The organism is Pseudomonas sp. R3.Fl (assembly GCF_023516765.1).
GTDB classification, from domain to species: domain Bacteria; phylum Pseudomonadota; class Gammaproteobacteria; order Pseudomonadales; family Pseudomonadaceae; genus Pseudomonas; species Pseudomonas citronellolis.
In genome coordinates, this window is the sequence record NZ_JAMGSO010000001.1 from 6,844,870 (window position 1) to 6,860,559 (window position 15,690).

General features: G+C 64.9%; 10 protein-coding genes and 3 pseudogenes. 8 read left to right on the top strand and 5 right to left on the bottom strand.

Features of this window, described 5'->3' with window-relative positions; translation table 11 throughout:
- Positions 1-73 precede the first annotated feature (73 nt).
- From M8R19_RS30235 to M8R19_RS30245, 3 genes and pseudogenes are all read right to left on the bottom strand, one after another.
- Positions 74-1,324 carry an OprD family porin gene (locus tag M8R19_RS30235; RefSeq protein ID WP_249919800.1) on the bottom strand — a complete coding sequence of 417 codons (1,251 nt, stop codon included), beginning with the start codon at positions 1,322-1,324 and terminating at the stop codon, positions 74-76.
- Positions 1,325-1,463: 139 nt separating this feature from the next.
- The gene (locus tag M8R19_RS30240; RefSeq protein WP_502943032.1) at positions 1,464-2,891 is read right to left on the bottom strand and encodes a spinster family MFS transporter; all 1,428 of its coding nucleotides are present in this window, start codon (positions 2,889-2,891) and stop codon (positions 1,464-1,466) included.
- A gap of 532 nt (positions 2,892-3,423) precedes the next feature.
- Positions 3,424-3,810, bottom strand: a pseudogene (locus tag M8R19_RS30245) (cation-transporting P-type ATPase); the annotation flags it as partial.
- Here M8R19_RS30245 and M8R19_RS30250 point away from each other — a divergent pair.
- The 4 genes and pseudogenes from M8R19_RS30250 to M8R19_RS30265 all read left to right on the top strand — a co-directional run.
- Positions 3,801-4,427: pseudogene (locus M8R19_RS30250) on the top strand (cyclic peptide export ABC transporter); the annotation flags it as partial. The pseudogenes M8R19_RS30245 and M8R19_RS30250 overlap by 10 nt on opposite strands.
- Positions 4,428-4,626: 199 nt before the next feature.
- A complete protein-coding gene (locus tag M8R19_RS30255) occupies positions 4,627-5,142 on the top strand; it encodes a sigma-70 family RNA polymerase sigma factor (protein ID WP_009617060.1) in 516 nt (171 codons plus the stop codon).
- Positions 5,139-6,122: a FecR domain-containing protein gene (locus M8R19_RS30260; protein WP_197887075.1), complete on the top strand. Its 984-nt coding sequence runs from the start codon at positions 5,139-5,141 to the stop codon at positions 6,120-6,122. Before M8R19_RS30255 ends, M8R19_RS30260 begins: the two co-directional genes overlap by 4 nt.
- Positions 6,123-6,218: 96 nt before the next feature.
- Positions 6,219-8,639, top strand: a complete 2,421-nt coding sequence (locus tag M8R19_RS30265) for a TonB-dependent siderophore receptor (RefSeq protein WP_249919802.1) — start codon at positions 6,219-6,221, stop codon at positions 8,637-8,639.
- A gap of 134 nt (positions 8,640-8,773) precedes the next feature.
- Here M8R19_RS30265 and M8R19_RS30270 read toward each other — a convergent pair whose 3' ends face one another.
- Entirely contained in the window at positions 8,774-9,463 is a 690-nt protein-coding gene (locus M8R19_RS30270; RefSeq protein WP_315903592.1) for a TonB-dependent siderophore receptor, read from the bottom strand.
- On the opposite strand from M8R19_RS30270, the pseudogene M8R19_RS30275 reads away from it, so the two are divergent.
- Positions 9,464-10,460, top strand: a pseudogene (locus M8R19_RS30275) (IS1182 family transposase); the annotation flags it as partial.
- Positions 10,461-10,737: 277 nt separating this feature from the next.
- Here the strand turns inward: M8R19_RS30275 and M8R19_RS30280 are convergent.
- On the bottom strand, positions 10,738-11,493 hold the full coding sequence (locus tag M8R19_RS30280; RefSeq protein WP_249919803.1) for an IclR family transcriptional regulator: 756 nt from the start codon (positions 11,491-11,493) through the stop codon (positions 10,738-10,740).
- Positions 11,494-11,816: 323 nt separating this feature from the next.
- Here M8R19_RS30280 and M8R19_RS30285 point away from each other — a divergent pair, with 323 nt between their 5' ends.
- The 3 genes from M8R19_RS30285 to M8R19_RS30295 are packed head-to-tail and all read left to right on the top strand — an operon-like array spanning position 11,817 to position 15,679.
- Positions 11,817-13,358, top strand: coding sequence for an acetolactate synthase large subunit (locus M8R19_RS30285; protein ID WP_249919804.1), 1,542 nt, complete (start codon positions 11,817-11,819; stop codon positions 13,356-13,358).
- 10 nt (positions 13,359-13,368) lie between these two features.
- Positions 13,369-14,859, top strand: a complete 1,491-nt coding sequence (locus M8R19_RS30290; protein ID WP_116425354.1) for an aldehyde dehydrogenase family protein — start codon at positions 13,369-13,371, stop codon at positions 14,857-14,859.
- Positions 14,860-14,884: 25 nt separating this feature from the next.
- Positions 14,885-15,679, top strand: a complete 795-nt coding sequence (locus tag M8R19_RS30295) for an SDR family NAD(P)-dependent oxidoreductase (RefSeq protein WP_074979546.1) — start codon at positions 14,885-14,887, stop codon at positions 15,677-15,679.
- The last annotated feature ends 11 nt before the right edge of the window (positions 15,680-15,690 follow it).

Sequence of the window (15,690 nt, forward strand, 5' to 3'; positions counted from 1 at the left end):
CGAACCCGGCCCGTGGGGCCGCCTTTGGTGAAACGGCCGCCGGTTCGCTGGGCGGCCGCTTTTTTCGGGGTGTTCAGAAACTCAGCGGGTAGCTGGTGATGAAGCGGACTTCGTCGTAGTCGCTGGCGTAGCTGCTGCGGACGGTAGAGGTGCGCAGCAGGAAGGAGAGGTTTTTCAGGGGACCGTTCTGGATGCTGTAGCCGATGTCGCTGTCACGCTCGTATTCATGGCCGTCGGCTGCGGCGACACGCTGGATGTCGCTGCCCCTGGTATAGCGGGTCATCAGCGTCAGGCCCGGCAGGCCGAGGCTGGCGAAGTCATAGTCGTAGCGCACTTGCCAGGAGCGTTCGCCGGCCCAGAAGAAACCGCCGTTGGTGACCCAGTTGACCAGGTAGGGCTGCGGCGTGGAGCCCAGCAGCATGGGGAACATGTCTTCGCCGAGCATGCGCTGGTAGCTCGCCGAGAGGGTGTGGCCCGCGTGGCGGATGCCCAGGCGCAGGCCGTAGGCGCTGTTGTCTATGCGCCCGGAAAGCGCGCGGCCGGACTCGCCGTTGTGGAAATAGCTGAGGGTGCCGATCAGGCTCGTGTCCTGGCCCAGCGGCTGGTTGAGGGTGCCGCCCAGGTAGTGCTGGTCGTAGATGTCTTCGAGGTTGGCGAAGTAGTAGCTGGCGGCGAGCCGCGGGCCCCATTTGGCGTCCACCCCGGCGAAGTTCAGCTTGTTGCTGTCTTCGCTCGCCGGGTGCCCGGCCAGGTAGAACGACTCGCGGTTGCTGGAGGCCCGGCTACTGGTATTCCACAGTTGCCCGGCGGTGAACTTGAACCCCTGCAGCTCCTGGGATTCCAGCAGCACGCCCTGGAAGGTCTGGGGCAGCACGCGGACGTCATCCTGGAAGATCACCGGCAGCCTCGGCTCCAGTAGCCCGACCTTCAAGGTGCTTTGGGAGTAGCGCAGCTTCAGCGTCGCGCCGGCACGGCCGAAGTCATCGGCAGGCTCGCCCGTGCGTGGATCGTAGGGCAGGCTGCCGTCGTTGCTGGTGCCGTTGCCGCCGTCCAGCTTGAGCGCGTAAAGACCGGTCAGGTCCAGGCCGATGCCGACGGTGCCTTCGGTATAGCCGGAGCGCAGGCGGGCCAGGACCGCCTGCGACCAACTGCCGGCCTGGGACTGTGGCGCGTCGTCCTGGCGGTAGTCGCGGAGCATGTAGAAGTTGCGCAGGGTGGTTTCCAGGTTGCCGTCGGCCAGTAACTCGGCCCGTGCGCAGAGTGGGGCCAGGACGCTGGCGGCGCACAGGGTGAGGCAGGGGCGAAGGGCATGACGAAGCTGCATGTGCGGTTCTCCTCGGGCCCGGCGAGGCCGGGCCCATTGGCAAGTGGGGGAGGGCGCGCTGGCCGCTGCAGGGCGCAGGTCGCCGGCCACCGCCCCGGGCGGGACGGCGGATCGATGGGTGGTGGTCGTGCGGGGAGTGTCAGCGCAGGGCGGGGTTCGCCGGCAGCGCCTGCCCGTGGCTTTCCTGCGCCTGTTCAGCGGCGCCGGACTGGCGCAGGAGGCTGTTGCGGAAGTGCCGGCGGCCGCGGCCGAGCAGGCCCACGCAGAGCACGGCGGCGAAGGTGACGATGATGGCTACGGAAGAGCCCACGGCCTTCGGGTCCTTGAAGAACTGGTCGGTGAGCAGGGCCACCAGGGTGGTGCCCACGCCAAGCCCGACCAGGTTGGACACCAGCAGGAACAGAGCGGAAACCTGCGCGCGCAGATGGCTGGGGGTGAGTACCTGCATGGCGGCGGCGGAAGTCGAGATGGGGAAGGCGCAGAAGAACATGGCCGGCGCCAGCAGAGCGATGGACCAGCGCAGGTCGTCCACCAGCACGGCGGCCAGCGCCGGCGGCAGCATGCAGGCGGCGCCGAGCATGGCGCTGAGCAGGGCGCCGTCATGGTGGCCGCGCTTCTGCAGCACATCGATCAGCCAGCCCGCGCAGAACACGCCCGCGGTGTTCAGCACCAGCAGGATGGTGCCCAGGATGTAGCCGGCCTCGACGGGCGAGAGACCGAATTTGCGCATGTACATCGCCGGGGTCCAGCTGAGCAGGGCGTACTGGCACATGGCGAAGAAGGAGAAGCCGATGAAGTGGCAGGCGAAGGTGCGCCGGTGCAGCCCGATGAAGCGCAGGCCGTCGCCGAGCGCGGCCTTGCCCTGGACCAGCGGCTGGGCCGGCCGCCTGGGGTCGCGGACGCTGAGGGCTATCAGCAGGGCGACCAGCAGCCCGGGCAGGCCGACGATGAAGAAGGTCAGCTGCCAGGAGCGCACCGTGCCCAACGGGCCGAGTTCGATACTCGGCACGCCGCGCAGCAGGTCGATCACGTAGCCGCCGACCAGGAACGCCAGGCCACCGCCCAGGAAGGCGCCCATGGAATACAGGCCGAGGGCGCGGCCGAGCTTCTCCCGGGGGAACATGTCGCTGAGCATCGAATAGGTCGCAGGCGTCAGCGCGGCCTCGCCGACGCCGACCCCCATGCGGGCAAGGAACATCTGCAGGAAGTTTTTCGACAGGCCACAAGCCGCGGTGGCCAGGCTCCAGAAGGCGATGCCGGCGGCGATGATGCGCACGCGCGAGGAACGGTCGGCCAGGCAGGCGATGGGGATGCCCATGAAGGCGTAGAACAGGGAAAACGCCATGCCACTGAGCAGGCTGAACTGGGTGTCGCTGATCTGCAGGTCGGCTTTGATCGGTTCGATCATCAGCGAGAGAATCTGGCGGTCCACGAAAGAGAAGATGTAGGCGACCATGCACACCGATACGACGTACCACTCGTAGGTGTAGCGGGTTTTCCGGGGCTGGGTGAGAGGGGACACGGTTACTGGCTCCTGATAGGGGTGAAGGCAGATGGCCAAGCACATCGAGCTCGTTGTTCTTGTCGGGTAACCGGGCGTCGCGGAGGGCAGTGGGTGCCTCCGGTCAACGGCCGTGGGAGATTTTTGTCATGGAATCTTCGGTTGTTTCAATATTGTTAAGTAAAATAATCAAAATATGAGATTTTTGTTATTTATTGGGCGAGGAGGCTAGCGGGAGGATTTCTGCTGCCGGAAGCCTAGGGGAGGCGGCATGGGGGATGAATCGGAGCGATTCCCATGCCGGACGGGAATTTCCCCCAGGCGGCTAGGGGAAACCTTTGGTGGGGGCCTAAGGCACGGAATTGCACATCCGTTTGCATTCGACCTGACCGGTTATGTTCATGCGTTCTGACTATCGATTGCATCGGGTTGACCAGCGCGCTTGTAACCATGATGGGCAGAGAACGGCCAGAAGGAGACGTACACAGAGGTCATACCACCAGGGGCGAGGGTCGATGCCAGTGAGTAATGCCAGACTCGCAACACGCGAGCGCCGCAAGTTGGAGGCCACAGTGAGCGGGCTCCACTGGACATTGCATCAAACTTGCGCGGCCGATTCATTGGGGTTGGAAAGCGTTTCGTCATAACGCAACAGCCGCCCGGCATTGGCCAGCACGAGTAAAGTGCTGAGGTTATGCAGCAGTGCCGCCACCATGGCGCCCGCCGCACCCAGCAGGCCGAAGGCGGCAGCCAGCACAATCGCCAGTGCCCAGCCCAGGCCGATGATGACGTTGATCTGCAGCGTGCGCCGACACAGGCGACTCAGGCGAATACAAGTCCCCAGGCGCCGCAGATCGCCATTGATCAACACGATATCCGCCGCCGCCAAAGCGATGTCGGCGCCCCCTACCCCCATGGCCACACCGACCACGCCCGCCTTGAGCGCCAGTGAGTCGTTGATGCCATCGCCAACCACAACTGCGCGATGTCAGCTATACGCACCTCGACTCCGCTGGCCAGCCGACCTTCCACCTCGGCCCGCTGGACTTGCACCTGGAGGCGGGCCAGACGCTGTTCATCGTTGGCGAGAATGGCAGCGGCAAGACCACCCTGGTCAAGCTGCTGCTGGGCCTCTATCCACCCAGCAGCGGGCAGCTGATGCTCAATGGCCACGCCGTCACCGGTGAGCAGCTGGATGACTATCGGCAGCAGTGCTCGGCGGTGTTCAGCGACTACCACCTGTTCGACGATCTACTGGCGGAGACTGCGCCGCTCCTCGAACGAGCCCGGCATTACCTCAGGCTGCTGGAGCTGGAGGGCAAGGTCGACATCGTCGACGGCGCGTTCAGCACACTCGACCTGTCGGCGGGCCAGCGCAAACGGCTGGCGCTGGTACATGCCTTCCTCGAACAGCGGCCGCTGATGCTCTTCGACGAATGGGCGACGGACCAGGATCCGACCTTCCGCCGGGTGTTCTACGAGGAACTACTGCCGGACCTGAAGCGCCAGGGAAAGACCCTTATCGTGGTGTCCCATGATGATCGGTTCTTCCACCACGCCGACCAGCTAGTCCAGCTGCGCAATGGGCGCGTTGTCGACTGATCCACCAGCCCCTCGCTGGCACCCGCTCTTGGTGCAAGCCGTCGACAACAGTTGGCCAGAAGACTTCGCTTGAAGGGGCAAGCGGCTCGGTGCGCCTGAGCATTCTGGCGAAACGCCACTTTTCTTGCGGTAGTCCGACCAACTCTTTTAAGATGAGATAACTTCTCACCTGCAAGTCGTTATCACGCAAGGATTCGCGTTGCCATTTCCGCCCGCCTCCGCCACCCGCCACGTCGATATCCAAGCCCTGTATCTCGATCACCATGCCTGGCTGCTGGGTTGGCTGCGCAAGCGGCTGCGCCACAGCGAGGGCGCGGCGGACCTGGCGCAGGACACCTTCCTCCACATCCTCGGCAAGCCGGCACCCTTGCAGGACATCCGACAGCCCCGCGCCTGGCTGAGTGTCGTCGCCCGGGGCCTGCTGATCGACCGGTTGCGCCGGCAACGGGTCGAGCAGGCGTACCTGGAGGCCATCGCTCACTTGCCCGAAGCGCAAGTGCCCTCCCCGGAGCATCAACTGATCCTCCTGGAAACCCTGGCGCATATTGACGCCCTGCTCGATGGGTTGGCGCCCAAGGTGCGCACGGCCTTCCTGCTGTCTCGCCTGGAAGGCCTCGGTTACAAAGAGATCGCTATCCGCCTGGGCGTCAGCCTCAGCTCAGTCGAGAAGTACATGGCGACCGCCATCCGTCACTGTTTCCTCGCCCAACGATGAACGCCAATTCCCCCGACGATCTGCCCGATGCGGTACTCGACCAAGCTATTGGCTGGCTGGTTCGTCTGCAGTCGGGCTACGCCGATGAATACACGCAAGCGGCATGCCTACAGTGGCGACACGCCCATCCGCTGCATGAAACCGCCTGGCAGGCGCTACAGACCAGCGAATCCGCGTTCCGGCGACTGGCCGAGGCTCCCGGCAGCGTCGCGCAAGACGCCCTGCAGCGCCTGCAGGGCAAACGCCATGGCCGCCGCCAGGCTCTCAAGATGCTCGGCTTTGGCGTGGCGATCACCGGCCTGGGCGGTTGGGGGCTGCGCGAGCACTCGCCGGCAGACTGGGCCTCGGATTACAGCACCGGCGTAGGCGAACGCCGGCAGTTCCTGCTGAGCGATGGCACTCGCCTGCAGCTCAATACCTCCAGCGCGGTGAATGTGCGTTTCTCCAAGCAGCGCCGAACGGTCCAGTTGCTGCGCGGCGAGATTTTCATCGACACCGGCAAGGATATCGCTGCGCCGGAGGGATATCGCAGCCTCTGGGTCGACAGCAGGCACGCACAGCTACAGGCCATCGGCACTGCCTTCGGAGTACGCGAGGAGGCCCGGGGGACACGCCTGCGGGTCGAGGGAGGCATCGTCGCCATCCATCGCGCCGGATCGCAACCCATTCGGGTGCTGGCGGGTGAGGAATACCTGATCAGCGCCGATGGCAGCCACAACGTCGTGAGCCCTGCCATGAACAGCAGCGCTTGGATTCAAGGCCAGCTCGTCGCCAAACGCATGCGTCTGGCCGAGCTGCTCGCAGAACTGGCGCGCTACCGGCACGGCTGGCTCAGCTGCGATCCAGCGATTGCCGGGCTGGAAGTCTCTGGCGTGTTTCAGCTCGACCACATCGACCAAGCCCTGGATGCTCTCGGCGATTCAATGCCTTTGCGCATTCAGCGCTTTACCCCGCTGTGGACACGAGTGACCGCTCGCTGAGAGAGAGGCAAAAAATTCTCAATACTGATTACGGCTTTATCCGAGTCCTTCGGCAAACAGGAAAACATACTGCCATTGCCAAGGAGCTCGTTATCCATGCCCTCTCGTTTCTCGCCGCCACGAGTGCCGCGTCGCACCACCTTCGCACTCACCCTGCGCGCCATCCTGCTGGGTAGCGCCGCCGCCACGTCGTTGCCCAGCTTCGGCGTGCAAGCCGAGCAAGCCGATCTGCGCCGCTACGACCTGCCCGCCGGCTCGCTGGAAGACTCCCTCAACGGATTCGCACAGGTCGCCGGCATCACCCTGCCCTTCGACCCCGCCCTGACGCAGGGCAAGCAAGCACCTGCCCTGCAAGGCGAATTCGGCATTCAGGACGGCCTGGACTACCTGCTGGGCGGCAGCGGTCTGGCCGCCGAAAGAAACGCCAGTGGCCATTGGGTCATCTTCTCCGCCCCCGCTGCCGAAGGTGCGCTGGAAATGGGCTCGGTCACCATCTCCGGCAAGGCACCGGGCTCCGTCACCGAAGGCAGCGGCGAATACACGACCGCCTCGTCGAGCAGCTCCACACGCCTCAACCTGGCGCTGCGCGATACGCCGCAGTCGATCACGGTGATGACCGACCAGCGCATCAAGGATCAGAACCTGAATGACCTCACCGAAGTCATGGAGGCGACTACGGGCATCTCCGTATCCCGCGTTGGCGTCGGCGCCGAGAACGACACTTACTGGTCGCGCGGTTTCCAGATCAACAACTTCGAAGTCGACGGCGTCCCCAGCTCCTCACGGCTGGGCAATTTTTCGCAAAGCACGGCGATGTATGACCGCATCGAGATTGTGCGCGGCGCCACCGGCCTGATCAGTGGCCTGGGCACGCCATCGGCCACTATCAACATGATTCGCAAGCGTCCGACGGCCGAAGCTCGGACCAACCTGAGTGCCGAAGCCGGAAGCTGGGACCGCTACGGGCTGGGCATGGATGTTTCCGGGCCGCTTACCGAAACCGGCAACGTGCGCGGGCGCCTGGTCCTGGACTACAAGACGCAGAACTCCTGGGTCGATCGCTACAAGCAGGACAACCAGCTCGTCTATGCCATCACCGAGTTCGACCTGGACGATGCCACGCTGCTCACGGCGGGCTTCAGCGTGCAGAAGAACCAGGCCGACTCGCCTCTGCGTACCGGTCTGCAGACGTTCTACTCCAATGGCCAGAAGACCGACTTCTCCCGCTCTGCCAGCAGCTCGCCAGACTGGTCGTACTTCGACGTGAACAAGAGCAATGTCTTCGTCTCGCTCGAACACCAGTTCGACAATGGCTGGAGCGCCAAGGCGGAACTTGGCCACACCGAGTACGAGTTCGACGAACTGATCAACTACATGAATGGGGAAATCGATCAAGCGACCGGCGCCGGCGCCTACCTGTACCCCAACCGCTGGTCCGGAACACCGCGGGAAAACAACCTGGACGCCTACCTCACCGGCCCCTTCAGCCTGCTCGGCCGCGAGCACGAGCTGATCGCCGGCATCACCCTGTCGCGTTACCGCGAAAGCACACCGGACCGTGGCGGCTGGTATGGCCCATGGACCGGCTACGACGGCAGCATCGGCAACATCCACCAGTGGTCCGGCGCGGCACCGCGACCGGACACCAGCCCGATCGGCAAGAACCTGATCGAGGAAAACCAATACGCCGCCTACGCCACCAGCCGCTGGAACCTGCGCGATGACCTCAAGTTGCTGCTGGGCGGCCGCGTCACCGACTGGAAACGCAGCAGCGACAACACTCCTTACGAGGGCACGCCCACCAGTAACGAAGAGAATCGCCATGGCGTATTCCTGCCCTATGCCGGGCTGGTGTATGACCTGAACGACACCTGGTCGGCGTACGCCAGCTACACGAAAATCTTTAACCCGCAGGCCTATGGCATCAAGGGGCTGGACGGCAAACCGCTGGACCCGCAGGAAGGTACAGGCTACGAAGTGGGCATCAAGGCTGCGCCACTGGATGGACGCCTGAACGCCAGCCTCGCGCTGTTCCGCATCGAGCAGGACAACCTCGCGGTATACGCAGGTCAGTTCGATACCTATTACCCGGAAAAGGGCACCACCACCGAAGGCCTGGAACTGGAAATGAACGGTGAGCTGGCCGATGGCTGGAACGCCTCCGCAGGGTATGCCTACAGCGTCAGCCGTGATCAGGATGATGAGCGCATCGTCACCAACATCCCGCGGCACAGCCTGAAGACCTTCACCAGCTACCGCCTGCCTGGCGCCTGGAATCGCCTGACCCTCGGTGGCGGGGTGAATTGGCAGAGCAAGATTGGCCAGGACCTGCATACCTTCGAGCAAGGTAGCTATGCCCTGGTCAATGTGATGGCTCGCTTCGCGGTCACCAACCAGTTGGACGTCGCAGTCAACGTCAACAACCTGTTCGACCGCACCTACTACAGCTACGCCGATAGCTGGAGTGTCTATGGCGCGCCGCGCAACCTCATGACGACGCTGAACTACCACTTCTGAGCAGTTGCCGCTGGAAGACCTGGCCACGCTGGCGGGCCTTGCGCGCACCATCGATGCCGGGGAGACCTGCCAGCCCGGCTCAGCCTGTTCCCCGCAGATCGGGCAAGCGCCCGTCTGCGGGGAGCGGCACTGCCTCAGAAGCGATACTGGGTGGTCAGCATCACGTTGCGCGGGTCGCCGTAGTAGCCACCGTAGAAGGTGGTATCCAGCGCGCTGAGGTACTTCTTGTCGAACAGGTTGTTGACGTTGAGCGTCGCTGAAACCTGCTCGGTGAAGCGGTAGCGTGCCATCAGATCGACCACGGTGTACTGCTCCTGCTTGGCCTTCACCGTCTGCCCCAGCTGCCAGGGTGTGGCGGTGAAGTGAATGCCGCTCTGCCAATTGGCGCCGCCGCCCACGGTGAGCGTTTCCCACTTGCCGGGCAGACGATAGGTGGTCCACAGCTTGAACATCTCAGCCGGCGCCACGGTATTCAGACGCTCGCCATCGGAGTCCTTGGTGACGCTGTGGCTATAGCTGGCGGTCAGGTTCCAGCCCGGCAGCAGCTCACCGCTGGCTTCCAGGTCGAAGCCCTTGGTCTTGGCGCCGGAGACGGCGCGATAGGCCGTCTCGCCGTCGGTGCCGGGGACGGTCTGCCCCGGATCGGATTCGGCCAGGTTGTCCTGCTTGATCATGTACAGGGCGATAGCGGTGTTCAGGCGGCCATCGAAGAGTTCGCTCTTCAGGCCGATCTCATAGTTGTCGCCTTCGCGCGGATCGAGTGGCGAACCGTTGCGGTCGCGATAGCTCTGCGGCTGGAAGATGCTGGTGTAGCTGGCGTACACCGATTCAAGGCGGTCAACAATCGTGACCGCAACTTCACCAGTGCCAAGCTGAAACGTCGGATGGAAGAGATCGAGTCCAGCCTCAGCCGCTACCTCACTGCGCTGGACACTGCAGATCGTCAGGAGCTTGCCGTTGCCCAGGTTAAAGCCGAACGCCTCCGCGACAAGATCGAGACCTTGAAAGCCAAGATGCAGGAGCTCAAGGAAATCGAGGTTCAGCTCAACGAAGCACCGGATAAACAGCTCTCCCTGACTGATCCCGATGTCCGCTCAATGAAGACCCGTGGCAGCGGAATGGTTGGCTACAACGTGCAGGCAGCGGTCGACGCGAAGCACCACCTGATCGTGACCCACGAGGTCACAAACGACGGCGTCGATCGAGACCAACTGAGCTCGATGGCCAAGCAAGCGCGAGCAGCCATGGGTGTCGAGGTACTCTCAGCGGTCGCCGACAGAGGGTATTTCAAAGGTGAAGAAATCCTGGCGTGCCAGGAGGTTGGAATCACTGTTTTCGTACCCAAGACACTGACTTCGGGGGCGACAGCAGCGGGCCGCTTTGGCAAAGGTGATTTCATCTATGACGCAGCCAAGAACGAGTACCGCTGCCCGGCAGGGCAAAGCCTGATCTGACGCTACTCCAGCGTCGAGAAAGGTCTGAAGCTGCACCGTTACTGGAGTTCGCATTGCCAAGGCTGCGCATTGAAAGAGTGCTGCACTCCAAAGCTCAGAGCGCCGGGTGAGTCGCTGGGAACATGAGGCGGTGCTCGAGGATATGCAGTCCCGCTTGGATCAGGCACCGGAGATGATGCGCATCCGTCGGCAGACGGTGGAGCATCCATTTGGCACGCTGAAGGCCTGGATGGGCGCCACCCATTTCCTCACCCGAACGCTCGACCGGGTAAGCACGGAAATGAGCCTGCATGTGCTCGCCTACAACTTCAAACGGATGCTGAGCCTGCTGGGCAGCAGTGCGCTGATGGCAGCGATGAGGGCCTGAAACCCTCTTCGCGGCTCAATGAACTCATCGTACAGCATCGCGGAGGCAAATCAGTTGAATGACTCGGGTCGACACGCCAGAAGCCCATAGGGCCTCTGGGCGCCGCTAAAAAAATCCCAAAGCCAGCTATCCATCACCTGCTGCGTTTTTACACGGCCTGGGCCGATAGCTGCCTGCCATACGAGGCTGCCTTGGGTCGTTCTCTGCCAATCATGGCCACGCAGTGTGATGGCCAGGCCCGATGCAAATGCTCGGTCAAGTAAGTGCAACTCCGCACTCAGCCACCTTGGCCGTCGGCCTCAAGCATGTTGCGGGCGATGCGGCGGGCGGTGTCGATGACCATGTCGGTCACCGTCTCCTGGCGCAGCAGCCTGAAGTTTTCGGTGGTCCCCACCGCCGAGATGCTGCCCAGCACCTCCTTGCCGTCGGCGCCGAGGATGGGGGCGGCGATGCCTGTCAGGCCGCGGTTCAGTTCGTCGTGGGTGATGCAGTAGCCGTCCTTGCGGATGCGCTTGGCGGCGCGGGCGAATTCCGACCAGCTGTAGGTATTGCCCGGCTCCCTGGAGATTTTCTCCTCGAACAGCCGCTGCAGCTTGCGCCCGCGCTGGAAGGCCACCAGCACCTTGGACTGCGCGCCGCGGAACAGCGGCAGCGGGTGGCCGCGGCCGAAGGCGAAGCGGTAGGTCTCGTCGGGCTCGGTGATGTAGGTGTTGATGATGTGCCCATCGTAGAAGACGCTGGCGAACACCGCCAGCCCGGTCTGCGCCGACAGCCCGTGCATCAGTTCGCGGCCGGCCACCAGGATGGGGTCGTACTGCCGCATCATCCAGTCCAGCTCGATGATCCGCGGGCCCAGGCCGTAGCTGCCGGCGTTCACGCGGGTGAGCAGGCCCGCCTCGCATAGGTCCTTCACGTAGCGGTAGACGGTGGCGCGGGACAAACCCATGCGCTCGCCGATGGTGTCCGTATCCAGTTGCAGGTTCTGCGGGCTGAACAGGTCCAGCACGTTCAGCATCTTGCTCAAGCTACTCATGGCGCTCCTTTCTCGGTACCCGGGCTCCCGGGGCTGCTGGGCCGTCGTCCATGGCGGGCGGACGACGGCGCCGGGTTCGCTGGCAGCACTATTGGGCAGCAGCCACGGGCTTTCAAGACCGCTGCCCGTGCCCGCATGCCTCCTTTCCCTACCGCTGCGAGATCGGTGGCTTGGGAAAGGGTGCGTTCTCCTGGCGGATATTGGCGCTCGAAAATCTCATTTGTCTCTTATTTTGAGAGTTTTGCTCAAAAAATATTGTTGGTTGATTTTTGCTGTGCAATAAATCTCATCACTCGCAACCAACCCAGTCGAGAGCTAGAAACATGAATGGTGCCGAATTGCTGGTCAGGGCCGCCGCGGCCAGCGGGATCGAATACTGCTTCGCCAATCCTGGAACCACGGAGATTCCGCTGGTCGCCGCCATGGCCGCGGAGCCTGCGCTGAAACCGGTGCTTTCGCTGTTCGAAGGCGTATGCACCGGTGCCGCCGATGGCTACGGGCGTATTGCAGGCAAGCCGGCGATGACCCTGACCCATCTCGGGCCCGGCTTTGCCAACGGCATCGCCAACCTGCATAACGCCCGCCGTGCGAACACCCCGATCGTCAATGTCATCGGTGACCACGCGTCCTGGCACGTCAACTACGACCCGCCGCTGGCCAGCGATATCGAGGCCCTGGCGCGGACCGTGTCCGGCTGGGTGCGTACTTCGCGCCGCGCCGCCAGCATCGGCGAGGATTTCCTCTGTGCCGTGCAGGCCGCCTGGCAGCCGCGCGGCCAGGTCGCCAGCCTGGTGCTGCCCATGGACCTGCAGGCGCGCGACATCGTGTTCGACGACGCTTTCCCCAAGCCGACGCCGCCGGTTCGACGCTTCGCCAGCGACAAGGTCGAGGCCGTTGCGCGCCAGGTGCGCGCCGGCAAGCGCCTGGTGTTCATCGTCGGCGATGAAGGGCTGTCCGTCGCCGGGCTGCAAGCGGCGGGGCGCCTTGCCGGCCTGCCCGGCGTGCGTCTGTTCGCCGAGACCTTCCCGCGCCTGAGCTACCGCGGTGGTGGCCTGCCGGACCTGGACCGGCTGCCGTACTTCCCCGAGGTGGCCATCGAAATCCTCAACCAGTACGACGTCGTGGTCTGCGCCGGGATACCCGAGCCGATCAGCTATTTCGGCTATGAAGGCATTCCCTCCCGGTTGGTCGAGCGCGACCGCCTGCTCTGCCTGGCCGAGGTCGGCGACGACGTCAGCGGCGCGCTGGCCGCCCTGGCCGAGATGCTCGATGCGCCGGCCTTCGTGCCTGCGCCGGTGGGCGTCGAGTTGCCCGCCGCGCAGGAGCGGTTGACGCCGCAATCGGTCGGCCGGGTGCTTGCCGCGGCCTTGCCGGAGGACTGCATCGTCTCGGTGGAGGGCGGCACCTGTGGCTACCCGTTCTTCACCGCTTCGGCCAACGCGGCGCGCCATCGGGTGCTGACCAACACCGGCGGCGCCATCGGCCAGGGCATCCCCGTGGGCTTCGGCGCGGCGCTGGCCGAGCGCGGCAACCGGGTGTTCTGCCTGCAGTCCGACGGCAGTGCCCAGTACACCATCCAGACCTTGTGGAGCATCGCCCGGGAGCAGTTGCCGGTGGTGATCCTGATCGCCGCCAACCACCGCTACGCGATCCTGCAGAACGAGTTGCGCCGCTTCGGCCTGAGCGAACTCGGCCCCCAGGCCCTGGCGCTCACCGAGCTGGACCGCCCGCGGGTGGACTGGAAGGCCCTGGCCAAGGGCTACGGCGTGCCGGCCAGCAGCGTGCGCAGCAATGCCGAGCTGCAGCGCGCGCTGGCCGAGGCCGCCGCCTCGGCAGGGCCCTGCCTGATCGAGATGGAGCTTTGAGGAGCGCGTGATGAGCGAGATCGAACTTTTACCCGCGGTACGCGAGTTCCTGGCCAAGCCCCAGGGCCTGTACATCGGCGGCAGTTGGCAGGCCGCCGCGGCCGGTCGCCGCTTCGCCGTGGAGAACCCGGCCAGCGAGGCGCCGTTGTGCGAAGTCGCCGAGGGCGACGAGCGGGACGTGGACGCCGCGGTGGCTGCCGCCCGCGCGGCCTTCGAGGGGCCCTGGCGGCGCGAGTCTCCGGCGCGCCGGGGGCTGTTGCTGTTCCGTCTGGCGGAGCTGATCGACGCGCATGCCGAGGAGCTGGCGCAGCTGATCACCCTGGAGAACGGCAAGCCGATCGCCAATGCCCGCGGCGAGGCGGCCAGCGCGGCCAATATCGTGCGCTATTTCGCCGGCTGGCCAACCAAGATCGAGGGCAGCACGCTGCCGGTGTCGCCGGCCAGCGGCACGCCGATGCTCAACTACACGCTGCGCGAGCCGGTGGGCGTCTGCGCGCTGATAGTGCCCTGGAACTTCCCCCTGACCATGTGCGTGTGGAAGCTCGGCCCGGCTCTGGCCACCGGCTGCACCGCGGTGCTCAAGCCCGCCGAGCAGACGCCGCTGGTGGCCGTGCGCCTGGTGCAACTGATCGAGGCGGCGGGTTTCCCGCCGGGCGTGGTCAACCTGCTCACCGGCTTCGGTGTGCGCACCGGCGCCCCGCTGGCGCAGCATGCCGACGTGGACAAGATCGCCTTCACCGGCTCGACCCAGGTCGGCCGGCTGATCGCCCAGGCCGCCACCGGCAACATGAAGAAGGTCTCCCTGGAGCTGGGCGGCAAATCGCCGAACATCATCCTGCCGGACGCCGACATCGCCCGCGCGGCAAAGGGCGCCGCCGACGGCATCTTCTACAACCAGGGCCAGGTCTGCACCGCCGGTTCCCGCCTGTACGTGCACGAGAGCGTGCTCGACCAGGTGCTGGCCGAGCTGCGCCGGCATGCCCGCGCCCATGTGCTCGGCCCCGGCCTGGACCCGCGCAGCAGCATGGGGCCGCTGGTCTCGGAACGGCAGTTGGGGACGGTCAACGGCTACCTGCAGCGCGGCCGCGAGGAGGGCGCCGAGCTGATCTGCGGCGGCCAGCGTCCGGCGCACCTGGAGAAAGGCCACTTCATCGAGCCGACGGTGTTCCTGGACCGGGCCGAGCGGGCCTGCGTCGCCCGTGAGGAAATCTTCGGCCCGGTGCTGACGGTGATGAGCTGGTCGGACATCGACGAGCTGGTCCAGCGCGCCAACGACACCCCCTACGGCCTGGCCGCCGGCCTGTGGACCCGCGACCTGCGCTCGGCGCACCGGGTTGCCGCCGCGCTCAAGGCCGGCTCGGTATGGATCAACTGCTGGAACGTGGTCGACCCGGCCTCGCCTTTCGGTGGCTACAAGCAATCCGGCTGGGGCCGGGAAATGAGCAAGAACGTGATCGACGCCTACACCGAGACGAAAAGCGTCTTCGTCGATCTCGCCTGACGAACCAACGACAAGAGGAGCGAACATGGATCTGGAACTGCAGGGCCGTGTGGCCATCGTCACCGGTGGCGGGATGGGAATCGGCAAGGAAGTGGCGCGTTTCCTTTCCCAGGAAGGCTGCAAGGTGGTGATCTGCGCCCGGCGCATGGAGTACCTCAAGCCGGCCGCCGAGGAAATCAGCGCGCAGACCGGCAACGAGGTGCTGCCGTTGTACTGCGACACCAACGACATGTCGGCGGTGGCCGACATGGTCAGCGAAACCGTGCGCCATTTCGGCCGCATCGACATCCTCGTCAACGGCGCCGCCGCGCCTTCCGGGGTGGTGCGCAACGACATCGAGCACGCCGGCGACGACGAGCTGCTGTCCGACCTGAACACCAAGGTCATCGGCTACTTCCGCTGCGCCAAGGCGGTGACCCCGCACATGAAGGAGGGCGGCTTCGGTCGCATCATCAACATCGGCGGCCTGACCGGGCGGGGCAGCAAGGTGCTGTCCGGCATGCGCAACCTGGCCATCGCCCACATGACCAAGACGCTCTCCGACCAACTGGGCCCCTTCGGCATCACCGTCAACCTGATCCACCCCGGCGTGGTCGACACCCCGCACATCCAGGAGCTGTACGAGCGCGAGGGCCTGAAGCAAGGCAAGACGCCCGCGCAGGTCGAGCAGGGCTACATCGACGCCACGCCGATCCGCCGCACCCTGCAGCCCATCGAGATGGGCTGGCTGATCGGTTTCCTCGCTTCGCCGAAGGCGGGCGCGGTCACCGGCGAATCCATCGGCATCGACGGCGGGCTGACCCGTGGCATCTTCATCTGAGGAGGTTGCAG